The 18,659-nt window shown below is 72.1% G+C and carries 17 protein-coding genes; 7 read left to right on the top strand and 10 right to left on the bottom strand.

All coding sequences use genetic code 11. The features are described 5' to 3' along the window. Positions 1-38: 38 nt before the first annotated feature. The 4 genes from pstB to pstS form a co-directional block, all read right to left on the bottom strand. Entirely contained in the window at positions 39-815 is a 777-nt protein-coding gene (gene pstB, locus SL103_RS32940) for a phosphate ABC transporter ATP-binding protein PstB (RefSeq protein ID WP_033266281.1), read from the bottom strand. 33 nt (positions 816-848) lie between these two features. Beyond that, entirely contained in the window at positions 849-1,928 is a 1,080-nt protein-coding gene (gene pstA / locus SL103_RS32935) for a phosphate ABC transporter permease PstA (RefSeq protein WP_099055486.1), read from the bottom strand. After that, a complete protein-coding gene (gene pstC / locus SL103_RS32930) occupies positions 1,925-2,920 on the bottom strand; it encodes a phosphate ABC transporter permease subunit PstC (protein WP_069572601.1) in 996 nt (331 codons plus the stop codon). The genes pstA and pstC overlap by 4 nt, the downstream gene beginning before the upstream one ends. Before the next feature lie 191 nt (positions 2,921-3,111). Continuing rightward, on the bottom strand, positions 3,112-4,236 hold the full coding sequence (gene pstS, locus SL103_RS32925) for a phosphate ABC transporter substrate-binding protein PstS (protein WP_069572600.1): 1,125 nt from the start codon (positions 4,234-4,236) through the stop codon (positions 3,112-3,114). Between the two features lie 540 nt (positions 4,237-4,776). On the opposite strand from pstS, the gene SL103_RS32920 reads away from it, so the two are divergent. Then, positions 4,777-5,901 (top strand): C40 family peptidase, encoded by a 1,125-nt coding sequence (locus SL103_RS32920; RefSeq protein WP_069574327.1) that lies wholly within the window; start codon positions 4,777-4,779, stop codon positions 5,899-5,901. A gap of 295 nt (positions 5,902-6,196) precedes the next feature. Then, positions 6,197-7,606, top strand: coding sequence for a PP2C family protein-serine/threonine phosphatase (locus SL103_RS32915; RefSeq protein ID WP_069572599.1), 1,410 nt, complete (start codon positions 6,197-6,199; stop codon positions 7,604-7,606). A gap of 31 nt (positions 7,607-7,637) precedes the next feature. Here SL103_RS32915 and SL103_RS32910 read toward each other — a convergent pair whose 3' ends face one another. From SL103_RS32910 to SL103_RS32890, 5 genes are all read right to left on the bottom strand, one after another. Further along, positions 7,638-7,985 (bottom strand): DUF2516 family protein, encoded by a 348-nt coding sequence (locus SL103_RS32910; protein ID WP_069572598.1) that lies wholly within the window; start codon positions 7,983-7,985, stop codon positions 7,638-7,640. Between the two features lie 156 nt (positions 7,986-8,141). Continuing rightward, positions 8,142-8,765, bottom strand: coding sequence for a hypothetical protein (locus SL103_RS32905; RefSeq protein WP_069572597.1), 624 nt, complete (start codon positions 8,763-8,765; stop codon positions 8,142-8,144). A 33-nt stretch (positions 8,766-8,798) separates the two neighbouring features. Further along, positions 8,799-9,266 carry a helix-turn-helix domain-containing protein gene (locus SL103_RS32900; protein WP_069572596.1) on the bottom strand — a complete coding sequence of 156 codons (468 nt, stop codon included), beginning with the start codon at positions 9,264-9,266 and terminating at the stop codon, positions 8,799-8,801. A gap of 149 nt (positions 9,267-9,415) precedes the next feature. After that, positions 9,416-9,883, bottom strand: coding sequence for a DNA-binding protein (locus SL103_RS32895; RefSeq protein WP_069572595.1), 468 nt, complete (start codon positions 9,881-9,883; stop codon positions 9,416-9,418). Positions 9,884-9,976: 93 nt separating this feature from the next. After that, positions 9,977-10,915: a LysR family transcriptional regulator gene (locus SL103_RS32890; protein WP_069572594.1), complete on the bottom strand. Its 939-nt coding sequence runs from the start codon at positions 10,913-10,915 to the stop codon at positions 9,977-9,979. 159 nt (positions 10,916-11,074) lie between these two features. On the opposite strand from SL103_RS32890, the gene SL103_RS32885 reads away from it, so the two are divergent. From SL103_RS32885 to cydC, 4 genes are all read left to right on the top strand, one after another. After that, positions 11,075-12,376 carry a cytochrome ubiquinol oxidase subunit I gene (locus tag SL103_RS32885; RefSeq protein WP_069572593.1) on the top strand — a complete coding sequence of 434 codons (1,302 nt, stop codon included), beginning with the start codon at positions 11,075-11,077 and terminating at the stop codon, positions 12,374-12,376. Positions 12,377-12,442: 66 nt separating this feature from the next. Continuing rightward, positions 12,443-13,474 (top strand): cytochrome d ubiquinol oxidase subunit II, encoded by a 1,032-nt coding sequence (locus SL103_RS32880; RefSeq protein ID WP_079146105.1) that lies wholly within the window; start codon positions 12,443-12,445, stop codon positions 13,472-13,474. 29 nt (positions 13,475-13,503) lie between these two features. After that, entirely contained in the window at positions 13,504-15,264 is a 1,761-nt protein-coding gene (cydD, locus tag SL103_RS32875) for a thiol reductant ABC exporter subunit CydD (RefSeq protein WP_069572592.1), read from the top strand. Further along, positions 15,261-16,949, top strand: a complete 1,689-nt coding sequence (cydC, locus tag SL103_RS32870; protein WP_069572591.1) for a thiol reductant ABC exporter subunit CydC — start codon at positions 15,261-15,263, stop codon at positions 16,947-16,949. Before cydD ends, cydC begins: the two co-directional genes overlap by 4 nt. Positions 16,950-17,096: 147 nt before the next feature. Here the strand turns inward: cydC and SL103_RS32865 are convergent, their stop codons facing one another. Next, the gene (locus tag SL103_RS32865; protein WP_069572590.1) at positions 17,097-18,068 is read right to left on the bottom strand and encodes a helix-turn-helix transcriptional regulator; all 972 of its coding nucleotides are present in this window, start codon (positions 18,066-18,068) and stop codon (positions 17,097-17,099) included. 122 nt (positions 18,069-18,190) lie between these two features. Here SL103_RS32865 and SL103_RS32860 point away from each other — a divergent pair, with 122 nt between their 5' ends. Further along, positions 18,191-18,658, top strand: a complete 468-nt coding sequence (locus SL103_RS32860) for a DUF3224 domain-containing protein (protein ID WP_069572589.1) — start codon at positions 18,191-18,193, stop codon at positions 18,656-18,658. Position 18,659: the final 1 nt, after the last annotated feature.

Genomic DNA, 18,659 nt, shown 5'->3' with positions numbered 1-18,659 from the left:
CACCGCAGGACGCTTGAGGGGCGTCGGCCGGGCAGGGCCTAGCCGAAGCGGCCGGAGATGTAGTCCTCGGTGGCCTGGACCGACGGGTTGGAGAAGATCCGCTCGGTCTCGTCGATCTCGATCAGCTTGCCGGGCTGCCCGACGGCCGCGAGGTTGAAGAACGCCGTACGGTCCGAGACGCGGGCGGCCTGCTGCATGTTGTGCGTCACGATGACGATCGTGAAGCGCTCCTTCAGCTCGCCGATCAGGTCCTCGATGGCGAGGGTGGAGATCGGGTCGAGCGCCGAGCAGGGCTCGTCCATCAGCAGCACCTGCGGCTCGACCGCGATGGCGCGGGCTATGCACAGCCGCTGCTGCTGGCCGCCGGAGAGGCCGGAGCCGGGCTTGTTCAGCCGGTCCTTGACCTCGTTCCAGAGGTTGGCGCCCTTGAGGGACTTCTCGACGATGTCCTTGAGCTCGGTCTTCTTGTACGAGCCGTTCAGCCGCAGGCCGGCGGCGACGTTGTCGAAGATCGACATCGTGGGGAACGGGTTGGGGCGCTGGAAGACCATGCCGACGGTGCGGCGGACGGCCACCGGGTCGACCCCCGAGCCGTAGAGGTTCTCGGCGTCCAGCATCACCTTGCCCTCGACGCGGCCGCCGGGGGTGACCTCGTGCATGCGGTTCAGGGTGCGCAGGAAGGTGGACTTGCCGCAGCCGGACGGGCCGATGAAGGCCGTCACCGAGCGCGGCTCGACCGTCATCGAGATGTCGTCGATGGCCTTGTGGCTGCCGTAGTAGGCGGAGAGGCCGCTGACGTCGATTCGCTTGGCCATGGGATCACTGCTTCTTTCTGTGCGGACGCTCGGTCAGCGGTTGGTCTTGGGGGCCTTCCAGCGGGCGATGCCGCGGGCCACCAGGTTGAGGATCATGACGAAGGCGATGAGGACCAGGGCCGCGGCCCATGCGCGGTCGTAGGAAGCCTCGGAACCCTGCTGCCACTGCTGGAACACGTAGAGCGGCAGTGACTGCTGGGCGTCCTCGAAGGGGTTGTTGTTGATCGTCTTCGCGCCCCACACCAGGAGCAGCACCGGAGCGGTCTCACCGGCGATCCGGGCGATGGCGAGCATCACGCCGGTGGTGATGCCGCCGATCGACGTCGGCAGGACGACCTTGAGGATGGTGCGCCACTTGGGGACGCCCAGCGCCAGCGACGCCTCGCGCAGCTCGTTCGGGACGAGCTTGAGCATCTCCTCGGTGGAGCGGACCACGACCGGCATCATCAGGATCGCCAGGGCCATCGAGCCGGCGAAGCCGGACGGGCCGAAGCCGAGGATCAGGATCCACACGGACAGCACGAACAGGCCGGCCACGATCGAGGGGATACCGGTCATCACGTCGACGAAGAAGGTGACCGCCTTCGCGAGCCGGCCGCGGCCGTACTCGACGAGGTAGATCGCGGTGAGCAGACCGACCGGCGCGGCGATCAGGGTGGCCAGGCCGACCTGCTCCAGGGTGCCGATGATCGCGTGGTAGATGCCGCCGCCGGGCATCGCGTCCGGCAGGGTGCCCATCGAGTGCGACAGGAAGTAGCCGTCGAGGACCTTGCTGCCGCGGGCGACGGTCTCCCACAGCAGGGAGGCCAGCGGGACGACGGCGAGCAGGAAGGCGACCCAGACCAGGCTGGTGGCCAGCCGGTCCTTGGCCTGCCGGGCGCCCTCGACGCCCGCGGCCAGCGCGAACGTGCCGAGGATGAAGAGCAGGACGGCGATCAGGCCCCACTGGACGGTGCTGTCCAGGCCCGCGCCCAGCCCGATGCCGCAGCCGGCGCCGGCCGCGACCAGCGCGAGGGCCGGTGTGGCCCAGCGGGGCAGCCGTGCCTGCTTGAGAGAGACCGGAAGCGGGTTGCCGCCGTCGGCGACCGGTCGGCGATCCGTCATGAGGCTCATGCTGCCGCTCCCGAGTACTCCTTGCGACGGGCGATGATCAGGCGGGCCGCGCCGTTGACGAGCAGCGTGATCACGAAGAGGACGAGACCGGAGGCGATCAGGGCGTCCTGGCCGAACTGGTCGGCCTCGCTGAACTTGCTGGCGATGTTCTGGGCGAACGTGCCGCCGCCCGGGTCCAGCAGACTGGCGTTGATCAGGAAGCTCGGCGACAGGACCGTGGCGACGGCCATCGTCTCGCCGAGCGCGCGGCCCAGGCCGAGCATGGACGCGCTGATGACGCCGGAGCGGCCGAAGGGCAGCACCGACATCCGGACGACTTCCCAGCGGGTGGCGCCGAGCGCGAGCGCGGCCTCCTCGTGCATCCTCGGCACCTGGAGGAAGACCTCGCGGCTGACGCTGGTCACGATCGGCAGGATCATGATCGCGAGCAGGATGCCGACGGTGAACAGCGAGCGGGCCGCTCCCTGGGAGTAGCTGAAGATCCCGGTCCAGCCGAGGTAGTCGTTCAGCCAGCCGTAGAGCCCGCTCAGGTGCGGGACGAGGAAGAGCGCGCCCCACAGGCCGTAGATGATGCTGGGCACCGCGGCGAGCAGGTCGATGACGTAGCCGAGCGGGGAGGCCAGCTTGCGCGGCGCGTAGTGCGAGATGAACAGCGCGATGCCGACCGCGACGGGGACCGCGATGGCCATCGCGATCACCGAGCTGACGACCGTGCCGAAGGCGAGCACCGCGATGCCGAACTTCGGGTCGGTGCCGGTGGCGTTCCAGTCGAGCGTGGTGAAGAAGTTGGCCTTGTCGCCGGATATGGCGAGCACGGACCGGTAGGTGAGGAAGACCGCGATGGCGGCCATGATCACCAGAAGGGCGATGCCGGAGCCCCGGGAGAGCCCGAGGAAGATCCGGTCGCCGGGGCGGACCGCCTTGCCGGACACGGGCGAGCGGTCGCCCGGTGGAGCGGTCGGGAGGTCGGCTGTCGAGGAGGAGTTATTCATGGTTTCTCCGGTCTGCGGAGCCGGTGGGGCTCCTGGCGCGGCGGTGCACCGGACGGGCGGCGGCCCGGAAGGGGCCCTGGTGAAGGGGCCCCTTCGGTCGTACGGCGCCGGTCCCGGCCCCGGGGGGCCGGGAGCCCTGGAGCGGGCTCCCTCAGGACCGGCGGCGAGGACGCGGGTCGCCGCCCGGTGGGTCAGGAGAGCGTCGCGACGGTCGAGCGGACCTTGTCGGCGATCTCGGTCGGCAGCGGGGCGTAGCCCAGGGCCTTCAGGGCGGCCTGGCCGTCCTTGCTGGAGACGTAGGTCAGGAAGGACTTGGTGGCGGGCAGGGTCTCGGCCTTGTTGCCCTTGTCGCAGGCGATCTCGTAGGTCACCAGGGTGATCGGGTACGCGCCCTCGGCCTTGGTGGTGTAGTTGAGCTGCAGGGCCAGGTCATTGCCCTTGCCGACCTGCTTGGCCTCGGAGATGGCCTTGGAGGCGTTGTCGACCGTCGCCTCGACCGGGGCCTTCGCACCGGTGTTGAGCTTGACGGTGGGGATCTTGCCGGCGGTCGCGTACGACAGCTCGAAGTAGGAGATCGCGCCGCTGGTCTGCTTGACCTGCGAGGAGACGCCGGCCGAACCGGAGGCCGCCTGGCCGCCGGTGCCCTCCCACTTCTTCGCCGGCTCGTGCTTCCAGTCACCCGGGGCGGCGCCCTTGAGGTACTTGGTGAAGTTGTCGGTGGTGCCCGAGTCGTCGGAGCGGTGGAACGCCTGGATCTTGAGGTCCGGGAGCTTGGCGTCCGGGTTCAGCTTCTTGATCGCGGCGTCGTTCCACTTGGTGATCTTCGAGTCGAAGATCTTCGCCAGGGTCGGGGCGTCCAGGACGAGGTTGTCCACGCCGGGGACGTTGTAGCCGACCGCGATCGGGCCGCCGACCATCGGCAGGTCGACGGCCTGGCCGCCCTTGCAGACCTGCTTCGACTTGGTGACCTCGTCGGGCTTGAGGGCCGAGTCCGAACCCGCGAAGGCGGTCTGGCCCTGCAGGAAGGTGGTGACGCCGGCGCCGGAACCCGTCGGCTGGTAGTTGATCTCGGTGTCCTTGCAGGCGCCCGAGTAGTTCTGCACCCAGACGTCCATGGCGTTCTTCTGCGCCGAAGAGCCGGAGGCGAGCAGCTTGCCCTTGCCCTGGCACTTGATGTTGGAGGTCTTGGCGGCACCGCTGCCACCGCTGCCGGCGGTGGTGTCGTCGGAGCCGCACGCCGTCAGGGCCAGGGCACCGGAGACGGCGAGAGCGCCAACGGCGAGGGCGCGAACCCGGTTCTTGCGCTGAAGCTTCACTGTCGGGAATTCCTTCCTGGGGCGCGCCGCATCCTCGGCGTGCTGAGTGGTGAGGTGAGTGGTGACCGCCGTGGGGGTGCGGTGTGCCGACCAGGGCTGGCCCGGCCGTGTCGCGCTTGCCAGGGGGGCGTGACGCGCACTCGGTGAGGCCGAAATTAGGCAGATCAGGTGAAGCGGCCGATGGGGGCGAGTGAACGCACGGTGAACCTCGGCCATCAGGTGGGTGCGGGCGTAAAAGTGTTCGCGCGCCCGTACGGACCGGCCCGTCGCCCTGTTGAATTACCGGCCGGTATGGCAGCATCCGCGCCGGAGGAACACGCGAAATCGGTGCGGAACGACCGGAGGTGGCTGGTGGGACGCCAGGGGGCAGAGCGGGGCGTTCAGGGCATGGATGAGGTACGGGGCGAAGGGGGCGCGGACCTCCTGTCGGCCGGACGGAGCGAACGGCGCGAAGAGTACGAACACCCCGAACGCGGCGGCCTCGGCACAGGGGGCCGCCGCGGCGTACGGAGGGGCCGGCGCGCACGGGGCCGGCGGCTGCTGGCGTGCACCGCCGTCGTCCTGTCCGTGACAGGGCTCCTCGGGACCGCGGCGGGGACCGCCCACGCCGACGACCCCGACCCCACGTCCGACGCGAGGAACGGCGCGGACCGGCCGGGCGGCGGGCCCGCTCCCGGCGACGACTCCGACGCCCGGCACCTCGACGACGTACGCAAGAAGATCGACGCCCTCTACCGCAAGGCCGAGCAGGCGACCGAGGCGTACAACGCGGCCAAGGAGCAGGTCGAGCTCCAGCAGAAGGAGATCGTCCGGCTGGCCAGGAACATCGACACCACCCAGCGCCGGCTGGCCGCCCTCAAGCGGCAGGCGGGCGCGCTGGCCAGCGCCCAGTACCGCGGCGGCGGGCTGCCCGCCGAGGCGAAACTGATGCTCAACGCCGACCCCGAGGGCTTTCTCGACAATGCCACCCTGGCCCGCAAGGGGCAGCTCGCCGCCAAGCGCGTGATCAGCCAACTTGCGAATCTCAAGGGTGACTTGGAGAGTTATTCGGATTCCGCCACGGACCGCTGGGAGCAGCTGGAGGCGAACCGCAAGAAGAAGGAAAACGCCCAGCGGGACATCAAGAAAAAGATCGAGGCGGCAAAGGAGCTGGAATCCCGGCTGGCCACCAAGGAAAAGGCCCGGCTTCAGCACCTGGAGGACGAGCAGGCCCTCCAGCAGCAACAGAAGTGGCTCGACTCGGGCATCCTCAAAGAGATCAACAACAAGGCGTCGGCCGCCGGCCGGAAGGCGATTTCCTACGCCACCGCGCAGATCGGCAAGGATTACGTGTGGGGCGCGGAGGGGCCGGACACCTTCGACTGCTCGGGGCTGACCCTGCGGGCCTGGGAGCACGCCGGGCGGACGATTCCGCGGACCTCGCAGGAGCAGTGGCGGCAGCTGCCGCACGTCGCGCTCAAGGACATGCGGCCCGGCGACCTGATCATTTACTTCTCGGACGCCAGCCACGTCGGGATGTATCTGGGCGACGGCGCGCTCGTGCACGCCCCCCGGCCCGGCCGGCAGGTGACGATCACCGGCGCCGGTTCCATGCCGATCCTCGGTGTGGTCCGCCCCGACGGTGACCCAGGGCACGATGACGCAGCTCACCCGGACGGTGAATGACCGGATTGTTTGCTATCCGAGGGTTGTCGCGGAGTAGCTGCTTGCACCCAAGAGGGGTGATGTTCGTCATTCCGCATTCCGCCCGCGCCAGGTCAAAAGGCTTACCGGCCTGGGCATATGACAATGGCTGATTACCTTCGGCCATTCCCTCCCCCTCCCCACTCCCGCTATGGTCGCCTTTCAGCGCCCGGTGTGCGCCCCGCTCCTGTGACCGACGAGCGGAGCCGAGCCGGGCAGGGTGGTGCGCCGGTCGGCGCCCATCGCGCCCCTCGGGGGGAGGGAAGGAAGCAAACCGATGCCCGTACCCGTACCGCACCAGCGGACGGTCGTACTGCCGCACCAGGCAGGACCGGTGGACGACGCCTGTGCGCCGGACGCACAGGTCGCCGGCGCGCCGGGCGCGGGAGCCGCGACGGACCGGAGCGCACCCGCCCCGGAACCCACCACCGGCCGAAACGTTTCGGCCACCGAGCCGCTGCTCGGCGAGCAGCAGGTTCCGGCCGCGCGCGGACCCGTCAACCAGGGCCTGACCCTGCTCCTCATCGGCGAGGACCCCAACAGTCATGTCCCCGACATGTGGGACTGGGCGGGCCGCAAGGTCCGCCTGCGCACCGCCCGCAACCTCACCGAGGCCGAGCGGCTGCTCACCGACGACGTGCACTGCATCCTGCTCGACCTGGCCCCGGCTGAGCCGGCCGACCGCGCCGACCGCGACCCGGACCGCGCCGGCACCGGTGACGAGCTGGGCATGCTGCGGAAGGTGCTGCGGATGGCGCCCTCGCACGCCGTCCTCGTCCTCACCTACGAGACGGACGCCGAGCGCGCCGCCGATGCCGTGCGGGTCGGCGCCCAGGACTACCTCTTCCGCGACGAGCTGGACGGCGCCGTCCTCAGCCGCGCGGTCCGCTACGCCGTCGAGCGCAAACGCGCCGACCTCGCGCAGCGCCAGCTCACCGAGTCGCGGATGCTCGCCCAGGAGAACGCCCGCCTGGAGCGCGGTCTGCTGCCCACACCGCTGCTGGACGGCTCCGACCTGCGCTTCGCGGCCTGCTACCGGCCCGGCCGCAGCCGCGCCCTGCTCGGCGGCGACTTCTACGACACCGTCCGCACGCCGGACGGCACCGTCCACGCGATGATCGGCGACGTCTGCGGCCACGGCCCGGACGAGGCCGCCCTCGGCGTGGAACTGCGCATCGCCTGGCGCGCGCTGACCTTCGCGGGGCTGTCCGGCGACGAACTGCTGGCCACCCTCCAGAAGGTGCTGGAGCACGAGCGCTCCGACGACGAGATCTTCGCGACGCTGTGCACCGTCGACATCTCCGCCGACGGCCACCGCGCCGGCCTGTCGCTGGCCGGCCACCCCGCGCCGCTGCTGGCCCGCGCCGGACTGCCCCCGCAGCTGCTGCCGTACGAGTTCGGCGGCCCGGCGCTCGGCCTGCTGCCGCACGCCCGCTGGCCGCGCCGGCAGGTCGAACTGGGCGCTTCCTGGAGCCTGATGATGTACACCGACGGCCTGATAGAGGGCCGCATCGGCAAGGGCAACCAGCGCCTGGGCCAGGAGGGGATGACCGAGCTGGTCGGCCGCTGCATGGCTGAGGGGCTGCGCGGCGAGGAGCTGCTGGACACCGCGGTCCGTGAGGTGCGCGACCTCAACGGCGGCGAGTTGACCGACGATGTGGCCGTCCTGCTGCTGGACCGCCGCTGACGGCAGCGCCGTCACCGCAGACCGGTGCGGCTCAGCGTCCGCCGTTGTACGGCCCGTACGGCCCGTCCGAGCTGGAGCCGCCGCCGCGCCGCGGGCCGCGCCCGCCGCCACTGACCTCGCGCAGCGCCGGTCGCACGTCGACGGTGTAGACGATCACCGCGATCACGCCGATGACCGGCAGGAACGACATGATCGGCAGGATGAACAGCAGCGCGGTGGCGAGGGCGAGGAAGATCAGCCACATGCCCTTGCTCTGCTTGCTCGCGGCGCGGTAGGCGTCCTCGCGGCGCACGGCCGCATCGATCAGCATCACGGCGGCATAGATGCCCAGGACGAGCTGTGCCCAGCTCAGAAGGTTCTGGAACCCGTAGATCAGCACCGCCGGCCACCGCCCGTTCGTCAGTCGTGTCGTTTCCGGTCCGCCACGGCGGTCCGCCGTCCGTCCGGCCCACCGTACCCGGACAACGGGCCGGGCACGTCAAGTGTGCCCGGCCCGTCCGGTGAATCCGATGTCCTCAGCGAACCGTGAGCCGGCTCACTTCGCGGACGGCGGGGTGCTCTTCTTCGCCGGGCCCGGCGCCGGCTTGCGCTGCGCGACGGGCTTCTTCGCCGCGGCCGGCTTGGCCGGGGTGGCGGGGGTGGACTTGGTCTGCGTCTTCGTGCCGTTGGCGGCGCCGGTGCGCGGGGCGGGCTTGCTCGCCGGCTTCGGCGCGGGCTCCGGCTCGATCGCCACCGCGAGGTCCTCGACCTGGTCGGCGGCCTCGCCGCGCCAGGTCGCGACCGCGCCCCGACCGCGCTCGGCCAGCTCCTCGTAGCCCTCGCGGGCCCGCACCGCGGTCTCGGCGACCCGGCCGACGCCCTGCAGCGCCAGCTCCTGCGCCTGGTCACGGAACTTCTTGAAGTCGCCGTCGAGCGACTCCAGCAGCTCGCCCAGCTTCTCCTGGGCGTCCTTGGCCTGCTTGGTGACCAGCGCCTGGACGTCCTTGGGGTCGGTGCTGCGCACGGACTCGAAGCGCTTGGGCGCCTCGGTCCGGATCTTCTCGACGATCTGCGGCACCTCGCCGAGCTTCTCGGCGGCCAGGTCGACGGTGCCGGCCAGGGCGTACAGCGGGGTCGCGTCGGTCAGAGCCTTGCGGAGGTCATCGGGGTTGATGGCCATGACGTGGTTCCTCCTGGAAACGGAATCGGTTGCTCAGGTGGCGTGCGGGCCGTCGTCGGCCTCTGTCTCGGGGGAGTCCGTACCGGATGGTCCGGACACGGTGCCCGGTTCGTTCTCATGCCCGCTCGCAGCGCTGTCCTCGCCGCCACCGACCAGCCCGTTCTCCTTGCGGAAGGACTCGTAGATTTGCAGCAGGACCTGCTTCTGCCTCTCGTTCAGCGCCGGGTCGGTGAGTATCGCGGTCTGCACCGCGGCCCCGTCCAGCCCGTGCCGCTCGTCCAGGATTCCGGCCTGGACGTAGAGCGTCTCGGCGGATATCCGCAGTGCCTTGGCGAGCTGCTGCAGGATCTCCGCGCTCGGCTTGCGCAAGCCGCGCTCGATCTGGCTGAGGTACGGGTTCGACACCCCGGCGGCATCCGCGAGCTGCCGCAGGCTCAGCTGCGCGGTGCGCCGCTGCTCCCGCAGGAACTCGCCGAGATTGCCGACGTTGAGTGATGCCATGTACTCGATGGTGCCTGCTCGTGCTAACTATTGCAAGCAAGCGCTAGCAAAAGTGTGACTTAGCGCCGAAGGCGCAGGTCAGCGGCGCGGTCGAGCGATCACCCGGACTCCTGGGCGTGAGTGGGACGCCACGGCGAACCCCCGCCCCCTCACGTCCGGGTTCCGTCGCGGCCCTCCTGCTCCCCCTCGGCGGCGGTACGGGCCACCAGGCGTTCATAGCGCTGCCTGGCGGCTTGCGGAGTGCCGAGCCCGAGGCTGAAGGCGATCTCCGGCCAGGTCATGCCGCGGCCCCGGGCCATCTGGAGGAGTCCGGCCTCCAGTTCGTCCATGTCCCCGCGTGCCCGCGGTACCAGGCTCAGCGCGGCGGTGATGTCGGCGTGGTCCACCTCCGGCTCCCCGTCGTCGAGCTGCGCGGCCCCGCTGAGCAGGAACGACACGAGCCTGATGGCTTCGTGCGGCCCGAGGGCGGAGGGGTGGACCTGGCGTCGGCGTTGCTCGTCGGTGGCCGCGTGCCGCTCGGAGATGCGGAACAGGGACGCGTAGACGCGGTGCACCCGCGCCTGGTCCGGGTGCGGGGGCGTGAAGGGGCTGGCGGACTGCTCGGGAGTCGGCGTCATGCGGCCAGGATGGGTCGGCGCACTCCTTGTTGTCAACGAATTGTTGTGAACAGATTGTTTGCTTGCGTCTGGCTCCGCCGTCGCCGCGGCGCGCTAGGGGGTGTCGGCCGGATCGTGGGCGCGCTCCTGGTGCGGGGCGGGCAGGCGGTGCGTCATGAACGGCCTGCTGGTGGTGAACTCGCGGAACTTCAGGGCGGCTTCGGACAGGTAGGCGTCGCGGTTCCACACCAGGGTGAGCACCCGGTGGCAGTCGGGCGCGTCGACGTGCACCCAGGCGACCGGGACCCGGGTCTCCGTACCGGCCCGGCGGGAGATCGCCGGGATGAGGCCGATGCCGAGGCCCGCGCTGATCATGTCCTGGCTGGCGCCCGGTTCGTCGCCCTCGCACGACACCAGCGGAGTGAGCCCCTCGGCCGCGAACAGCCGGTCGAGGAGGGCGCGCTGCCAGTGCCCCTGGCGCGTGCTGACGAAGGGCTCGTCGGCGAGTTCGGGGATCGTCACGCGCTCCCGTCCGTCGAGCCGGTGCCCGGGCGGAACCGCGAGCAGCACCTCCTCGCGGGCGAGCTCGATCGAGGCGAGGTTCGCACCGGTCAGCGGCTGCGAGGCCACGCAGAAGTCGACCTCGCCGACGCGCAGTTGGCGGCTCATTTCCGCCGCGGTCGACTGGAAGAGCCGGGCGTCGGCTCGGGGGTGGGCGGCCCGGAAGCTGCCGAGGAGGTGAGTGATCGTCAGGAGGGTCTCGGAGGCGACGCCGACCCGGCCGAGCCCGGTGTCACGGGCGTCGCGCAGGGCCCGGCGGCCGTCGTCGAGCTCGCGCAGCGCGCGGTCGACGTGGCGCAGGAACATCGCGCCGTACTGGTTGAGGCGGATGCGGCGGCCCTCCCGGTCGAAGAGCGGGGAGCCGAGCTCGGCCTCCAGGCGCGCGAGGGTGCGGCTGAGTGAGGGCTGCGCGACGCGCAATTCCTCCGCGGCGCGGCTGATGTGCTCGTAACGGGCGACGGCCTGGAAGTAGCGCAACTGCAGCAGATCCACGATTCACCTTCGCTTATGCCTTCAGGGTCATCTTCACATGACGAAACCGGTCTTGGAACGCATGAGCAACTCTCCCTACGGTCGGTCCCGGCGGGGGAATCGCAGGCCGTTCCGGACCCGTCCGTCGTCCCGCTGCCCCCGCCCCAGGAAGGTCGCCTCATGAGCGCTGTGGATCTGGCCCGACTGCAGTTCGCGGCCACGACCGGCATCCACTGGCTGTTCGTGATCCTCACCATGGGGCTCGTCCCGCTCGTGGCGCTCATGCACACCCGGGCGGTGTTCACCCGTGATCCCGCCAGGAGAGCCGTCCGGGAGCGCATGACCCGCTTCTGGGGCCAGCTCTACGTCATCAACTACGCGGTCGGCATCGTCACCGGCTTGGTCATGGAGTTCCAGTTCGGGCTCAGCTGGAGCGGCCTCAGCAAGTTCGCGGGCAATGTCTTCGGTGCCCCGCTGGCACTGGAAACCCTCATCGCCTTCTTCGCCGAGTCCACCTTCCTCGGCATGTGGATCTTCGGTTGGGGCCGCCTGCACCGCGGCGTGCACGTCACGCTCATCTGGCTGGTCGCCCTGACCGCCTACGCCTCCGGGTTCTGGATCCTGATCGCCAACGGCTTCATGCAGCACCCCGTCGGCTACGCCGTGCGCGACGGCGCCGCCTACCTGACCGACTTCGCGGCGCTGCTCACCAACTCCAGCGCCCTGGTCGCCCTCGCCCACATCACGCTCGCCGCGCTCACCACCGGCGGCGTCTTCCTGCTCGGCATCAGCGCCTGGCACTTCGCCCGCGGCACCGAGGAGACCGAGCTGTTCCGCGGCTCGCTGCGGCTGGGCACCTGGGTGTCCATGCTCGCCTCCTTCTTCGTCGTCGTCATCGGCCAGATGCAGATGCCGGTCATCGAACGGACGCAGCCCATGAAGTACGCCGTCCTGACGGACTCCGGCGTCGCCGAGGTGCAGCGCCGGCTCGTCGCACAGCACGGGCCGGGCGACTACGTACCGCCCGAGGGCTGGATCCACCTGTCGATGAACACGATGTCGATCATCGGCAACACCGTCTCCACCCTCACCCTCGTCGCGGTCGTCCTGCTGTGGAAGGACCGGCTGGTGCGCCGGCGCCCGATGGCCTACCTGATGACCGCGATGATCCCGTTCACCTTCGTCGCCTCCGTCGGCGGCTGGGTCGTGCGGGAGGTCGGACGCCAACCCTGGCTGGTCTACGGCCGGTTGACGGTCGAAGACGCCCTCTCCCACGTCAGCAGGTCCTCGCTGGTCTTCTCCTGCGCCCTGTTCATCGCGATCTTCCTCGCCCTGGCGGCGACCAACTGGACCCTGATCACGCGCTTCGCCGTACGCGGCCCGGACGCCACCCAGCTCGGCGCCACCGAGCCGCTCCCCGACGACCTGCCCGGGAGCCCCGGGGGCGGCGCCGACGACAAGCAGCCGGTCCCGGCCTTCTGAACCGGCGTTCCGGACCCGCCCTCTGCATCGTCCGAACCGGCCTTTGAACCGAAGGAGTTGAGTGACATGGGCCTGGAGACGGCCTGGCTGGCCCTTCTCGGCCTGCTGCTCGCCGGGTACTTCGTGCTCGGCGGATACGACTACGGCGCACAGATGCTGCACCCCTTCCTCGGCGACACCCGGGCCGAACGGGGCTCCGGCCGGGAGACCGGCCGGAGCCCCGCCCTGGAGGCCATCGCCCCGTTCTTCCTCGGCAACGAGGTCTGGCTGGTCGCCTTCGCCGGCGTCCTGTTCGGGGCCTTCCCGCACCTGGAAGGCAGCCTCCTGCCCGGCCTGTACCCGCTGATCGTGGCGATCCTCGCCGGCCTGGTCCTCGGCAACGCCGCGGTCCAGTTGCGCGGCCGCGCCCGCGGCGCCCGCGGCCGCCGGTGCTGGGACGCCCTGATCGTGTTCGGCGGTGCGCTGCCCGCCCTGTGCTGGGGCTGCGTCCTGGGCCTGCTGCTGCACGGCGTGCCGCGGCGCCCCGACGGGACCTTCCACATCGGGCCCGGGGACGTTCTCACCCCGTTCGTGCTGGCCTGCGGCGTGACCACCGCACTGCTCTTCGCGGCGCACGGGGCGGCCTTCGTCGCGCTGCGCTCGGCCCCCGAACTCGCGGCCGTGGCGCGGCGACGGGGCGCCGGTCTGCTGCGTGCGGCCGCCGCCATGGGCGCCCTCCCGCTGCTGCTGACGCTCTTCGGGGCGGGGGCCGCGATGACGAACCGCATGACCTCGGCGGTCCTCGCCGTCCTGCTCGCGGCGGCGCTCGCCGGTGCCTGGTGGTGGCTGACCCGCGGGCACCACGTCCGGGCGTTCACGGCCACCTGCTGCGCGACCGCGCTGCCCGTCCTGCTCGTGGGGGCCGGCCACTACCCGTACGTCCTGATCAGCCCGGCGGGCACCGGGCTGACGCTTGGGGAGGCGGTGACCGACGACGCCACACTGAAGATCCTCTCCGTGTTCGGGGTCGTCGTGATCCCGGTGATCCTGGCGTATCAGACGTGGAGCTGGTGGGCCTTCCGGGGGCGGACGGGCCGCCGTCACCCCCGTTACTTCTGAACCGCGGAACCCACGGGAGGGACTCCGGGATGAAACCGGTCGAACGCCGCCTGATCCGCGAACTGCCCTTGCTGCGCCGCCACATGGCGTACTCCGCCGCACTGACGCTGCTGGGCGCGGGGCTCGTCGTCGCCCAGGCGAGCCTGCTGGCGACGGTCCTCGCGGACGGCTTCGCCGGGCCCGCGTTCCGGGCCGCGCCGCTGGTGGCCCTGGCCGCCGTCATGGCGCTGCGCGCGCTGCCGGCCTGGGCCCGCGGGGTGCTCGCGCAGCGCGCCGCGGCCGACGCCAAACGCACGCTGCGGGACCGGATCACCGGCCGGCTGGGGCTCGCCGGCCCCCTGCGGCTGGCGGCCGGCCGCCACGGCGAGACGGCGACGCTGCTCACCCGCGGCCTCGACGCCCTGGACCCGTACGTCGTCGGCTACCTGCCCACGATGACGGCCACCGCGGTGGTGCCCCTCACGGTTGTCGGCTGGCTGGTGTGGACCGACTGGACGTCGGCCCTGATCATCGTCGTGACGCTGCCGCTGATCCCCGTATTCGGGGCGTTGGTCGGCCTGCACACCGCCCGGCGCACCGCCCGGCAGTGGCGGTTGCTGGCGCGGCTGGGTGGTCACTTCCTGGACGTGGTGGCCGGACTGCCGACGCTGCGCGCGTTCGGCCGCGAGCGGCACCAGACCCGAGTGGTGCGCGAGATGGCCGACGCCCACCGGAGGGCCACCCTGCGCACGCTGCGGGTGGCGTTCCTCTCCTCCTTCGTCCTGGAGACGGCCGCCACCCTCTCGGTGGCGCTGGTCGCCGTCCCGGTCGGGCTGCGGCTGCTCGGCGGCGGGACGGACCTGCGTACGGCGCTGGTCGTCCTGTTCCTCGCGCCCGAGGCGTATCTGCCGCTGCGCGCGGCGGGCGCGGCCTTCCACGACAGCGCCGAGGGCATCGCGGTGGCCGAACGAGTCTTCGCGCTCCTCGACGACCCCGAGGGACTCAAGGGCGGTCAGGGGCCCGGCCGCGAGGGGCTCAAGGACGGTCAGGGGCCCGGGCCCGAGGGCACGCCCCGGGCGCGCGCCGCCGGCCGCGCCCCCGCGCTCCTCGCCCGCACGGCGCGGCTGCGCCTCGACGGGGTCACGGTCCACTACCCGGGACGCACCGCGCCCGCTCTGCGGGGCGTCTCCCTGTCCGTCCGGCCCGGCGAGCACCTGGCCGTGGTCGGCCCGAGCGGTGCGGGCAAGTCCACCCTCCTGGCGCTGCTCCTCGGCTTCGTGACCCCGGCGTCGGGGCGTGTCACGGCCGACGGCACCGACCTCGCCCGCCTCGACCCCGACGCGTGGCGCGCCCAGGTGGCGTGGGTGCCGCAGCGCCCGCACCTGTTCGCCGCGTCCGTCGCGGACAACATCCGCCTCGGACGCCCCGACGCGAGCGACGCCGAGGTGCGGCAGGCGGCCCGCGCCGCCGCGGCCGACCACTTCATCGAGGAACTGCCGGGGGCGTACGCCACGGTGCTCGGCGAGCGCGGCGCCGGGCTGTCCGCCGGTCAGCGCCAACGGATCGCCCTGGCCCGGGCGTTCCTCAAGGACGCCCCCGTACTGCTCCTCGACGAACCGACTGCCCACCTCGACCCCGGGAGCGAGGCCGCCGTCACCCGCGCCACCGTCGACCTGATGCGCGGCCGCACCTCGGTCGTGGTCGCCCACCGTACGAGCCTGCTGCCCCACGCCGACCGGATCATCACCCTGCGCGCCGGCGGCCCGGCCGTCTCCCGGCCGGCGGTCACCGAAGGGCTGGTGGCCTCATGACCGGTCAGGGACCGCCCACCGTTCGGCTCCTGCGCCACCTCCTCCGGTACTGGCGCAGGCTGCTGCCCGCCGCGCTCGCCGCTGCGGGGAGCGAGCTGTCCGCCGCCGCGCTGACGGCCACCGCCGCCTGGCTGATCACCCGCGCCGCCGAACAGCCGCCGCTCGCTTCGGTGAGCGTCGCGATCGTCGCCGTACGCGCGCTGGCCCTCGCGCGCGGCGCGCTCCGCTACGGCGACCGGCTCCTCGGCCACGACGGCGTGCTGCGGGCCGTCGCGGGCTTCCGCACCCGGGTCTACGAGGCGCTGGTGCCGCTCGCTCCCGCGGGCACCCCCGCGTTCCGCGGCGGCGACCTGCTGACCCGCCTCGTCGACGACGTGGACGCCGTACAGGACCTGCTGCTGCGCGTCCTGATCCCGGTCGCGGCCGGCTGCGCGGTCGCCGCGGCCGGCACCGCGACGGCCATGGTGCTGCTGCCGACGGCGGCTGCCCTGCTGGGGCCGCTGCTGGCCGTGGCCGGGCTCGTCGTGCCCGCCCTGGTGCTCCGGCTCTCGCACCGTGCGGGCCGCGCGGAGAAGACGGCCCGCGCCGAACTCGCCGCCGCCCTCCTGGACGTGACCCAGGGGGCGGCGGACCTCGTCGCGTACGGAGCCCAGGGGCGCGCCCACGAGCGGGCCCGCCGCGCCTCCGCCCGGATCGCCGCGCTGGAACGCCGGCAGGCCCTGACCACGTCCCTGGCCTCGGCCGTCGTGCTGCTGCTCCAGGGCGCGGCGACGGCCGGTGTCACCTGGCTCGCGCTGCGCGCGCACGCCGCCGGTGCGCTGCCCGCCGTGCACCTCACCGTCCTCGCGGTCCTCGCGCTGGTCTCCTTCGAGGCCCTCGCGCCGCTGCCCGCGGCCGCCCGCCACCTCGCCGAAGTGCGGGCCTCCGCAGGCCGGTTGGCCGACCTCTTCGACACGCCGCCCCCGGTCATCGACCCGCCCGCCCCGGTCCCGCTCCCCACCGGCGAGCCGCTCGGCGTGGAGATCACCGACCTGCGGGTGCGCCACCGCCCCGGTGGCCCCCCGGCCCTGGACGGGGTGAGCCTGCGGCTGCCGCCCGGCCACCGGGTCGTGCTGCGCGGCGCCAGCGGGTCCGGCAAGTCGACACTGCTCGCGGCGCTGCTGCGGTTCGTTCCGTACGAGGCCGGCAGCATCCGCGTCGGCGGGCGCGAACTGCGCGACTGCGCGGCCGCCGACGTCCGCCGGGTGATCACCGGCATGACCCAGGACGCCCACGTCTTCCACACCACGATCCGCGCCAACCTGGGGCTGGCCCGCCCCGGGGCCACGGACGCCGACCTGCGCGAAGTCGCCCGCAGGGCCCGGCTCCTGGACTGGATCGAGTCGCTGCCCGACGGTTGGGACACCCTCCTCGGCGGGGACGGCGCCACGATGTCGGGCGGCCAGCGCGGGCGGCTGCTCCTGGCCCGCGCGCTGCTCGCCGATCCGCCGGTGCTCGTCCTGGACGAACCCACCGAGGGGCTCGACCCGGAAACCGCCGCCGCGGTGCTCGCCGACATCCTCGACGCCACCCGCGGCCGCACCACGCTGCTGGTCACCCATGAGCGGTCGGGGCTGGCCGCCGCCGACGAGGTCGTGACGCTCGACCGCGGCCGCATCCGCCCCGCCACGCAGCTCGCCCCGTGACGGGAGCAGTGTTCCGCCCACCGGCACCGCGCCTCTGACGTGTACACCCTGGGTGCTGGGTGCTGGGTGCTGGGTGCTGGGTGTTGTGTTGTTGGTGGTGATGGCGATGGTGATGGTGATGAGGGTTGCGGATGTCGCGGCGGCCGGTCAGGGCGCGGCCGTGTAGCGCTGCGCCAGTTCGGCCACCGCCGCGGTCACGGCCTCGCGCAACGCGGGCGGTCCGAGCACCTCCGCCTCGACGCCCAGCCGGAGCAGATCACCGACCGCGACGGCGGGCCCCTCCACCGGCAGCTCCACCGACACCCAGCCCCCGGGGTCCGCCGGCCCGGCGTCCTGGAGGGCGCGGGTGCCCGCTGCGCCGAAGTACATGGGCAGCAGCCGCTGCGCGCGAGGTGAGATCCGCAGCCGCGCGGTGTCCTGATGGAGCGCGGCCGTCAGACGCTGCGAGGACCCCGCCCAGTAGGCGGCGAGGGCGAAATCGGCCGGCCGCTCGAAGCCCTCCCCGGTCGCCTCCACAGCCAGCACCCGCGCGATCCGGTACGTCCGCACGGTCCCGTCCGCGAGCGCCACCACGTACCAGATCCCGCCCTTCAGGACGATGCCGAGCGGACGCAGCTCCCGGTGCACCTCGCCGCCCCACCGCCGGTAGTGGACGCGCAGCACGCGCTGCTCCCACACCGCCCCGGCGACGGCCGCCAGATACGGAACCGGCTCGGCGTCCCGGAACCAGGCCGGTGCGTCCAGGTGGAACCGGTCCCGCACCAGCCGTGCCCGGTCGGCCAGTTCGGCGGGCAGGGCCGCCTGCACCTTCAGCTGAGCGGACGCCAGCACCGCGCCGAGGCCCAGGTCCTGCGCCGGGCCCGGCATCCCGGAGAGGAAGAGCGAACCGGCCTCGGCGTCGGTCAGGCCGGTCAGCCGCGTGCGGTACCCGTCCATCAGGCAGTAGCCGCCCGCCGGTCCGCGGTCGGCACGGACCGGGACACCCGACGCGCCGAGCGCCTCGATGTCCCGGTAGACGGTACGGACGGACACCTCCAGCTCGGCGGCGAGCTCCGGGGCGGTCATCCGGCCGCGATTCTGGAGCAGCAGAAGCAGGGAGAGGAGCCGGTCGGCACGCATGGGGCCATTGTCCCGCGTACCTGACAGGAGATGTCAGGTACGGCACCCAGGCTGGTCGCACACGCCGTACGGGAGGCCCGGACGGAAGCCCGGTCACCGCACCGTTCACCGAGAGGACACCCATGCCCACGCGCACCACCGGCCACTTCACCTTCGCCAACTGGGAGGAGCGCACCGTCAGTCCGGGTGAGGCGAGCCCCACCCTCGCCTGCGCCTCCGTCACCAACGCCTACTCCGGCGGCATCACGGCCCCCGGAACCACCTGCGAGTACGTCATCGTCTATCGCACGGACAAGACCGGCACGTTCACCGGTATGCAGGTACTCGCCGGCAGCCTCGACGGGCGCGAGGGCGCCTTCGCCGTCGAGGAACGCGGCGGCTTCGACGCCGAAGGCACCGTGCACTGCGCCTTCGAGGTCGTCGCGGGATCGGGCACCGGCGAGCTGGCCGGCCTCGGCGGCACCGGCAGCTACACCGCCAGGCAGGGCGAACCGTCCGTCGCCTACACCTTCGACTACCACCTCCCCACGCCACCGGCCACCGGATCAACCCGTTCGGTGACCGGCTCCACACCCTCCGTCACCGACTGAA

It is taken from the genome of Streptomyces lydicus (genome assembly GCF_001729485.1).
Lineage (GTDB): Bacteria > Actinomycetota > Actinomycetes > Streptomycetales > Streptomycetaceae > Streptomyces > Streptomyces lydicus_D.
The sequence above is the reverse complement of the archived record's forward strand: the minus strand, read 5'-3'. Positions and strand labels throughout refer to the sequence as shown.

Coding starts and splice junctions, on each gene's coding strand:
- pstA (WP_099055486.1), bottom strand. CDS start 1,928: ATGAGCCTCATGACGGATCGCCGACCGGTCGCCGACGGCGGCAACCCG.
- SL103_RS32915 (WP_069572599.1), top strand. CDS start 6,197: ATGCCCGTACCCGTACCGCACCAGCGGACGGTCGTACTGCCGCACCAG.
- cydC (WP_069572591.1), top strand. CDS start 15,261: ATGACCGGTCAGGGACCGCCCACCGTTCGGCTCCTGCGCCACCTCCTC.
- SL103_RS32860 (WP_069572589.1), top strand. CDS start 18,191: ATGCCCACGCGCACCACCGGCCACTTCACCTTCGCCAACTGGGAGGAG.
- SL103_RS32900 (WP_069572596.1), bottom strand. CDS start 9,266: ATGGCATCACTCAACGTCGGCAATCTCGGCGAGTTCCTGCGGGAGCAG.
- SL103_RS32905 (WP_069572597.1), bottom strand. CDS start 8,765: ATGGCCATCAACCCCGATGACCTCCGCAAGGCTCTGACCGACGCGACC.
- pstC (WP_069572601.1), bottom strand. CDS start 2,920: ATGAATAACTCCTCCTCGACAGCCGACCTCCCGACCGCTCCACCGGGC.
- SL103_RS32865 (WP_069572590.1), bottom strand. CDS start 18,068: ATGCGTGCCGACCGGCTCCTCTCCCTGCTTCTGCTGCTCCAGAATCGC.
- SL103_RS32895 (WP_069572595.1), bottom strand. CDS start 9,883: ATGACGCCGACTCCCGAGCAGTCCGCCAGCCCCTTCACGCCCCCGCAC.
- SL103_RS32885 (WP_069572593.1), top strand. CDS start 11,075: ATGAGCGCTGTGGATCTGGCCCGACTGCAGTTCGCGGCCACGACCGGC.
- pstB (WP_033266281.1), bottom strand. CDS start 815: ATGGCCAAGCGAATCGACGTCAGCGGCCTCTCCGCCTACTACGGCAGC.
- cydD (WP_069572592.1), top strand. CDS start 13,504: ATGAAACCGGTCGAACGCCGCCTGATCCGCGAACTGCCCTTGCTGCGC.
- SL103_RS32880 (WP_079146105.1), top strand. CDS start 12,443: ATGGGCCTGGAGACGGCCTGGCTGGCCCTTCTCGGCCTGCTGCTCGCC.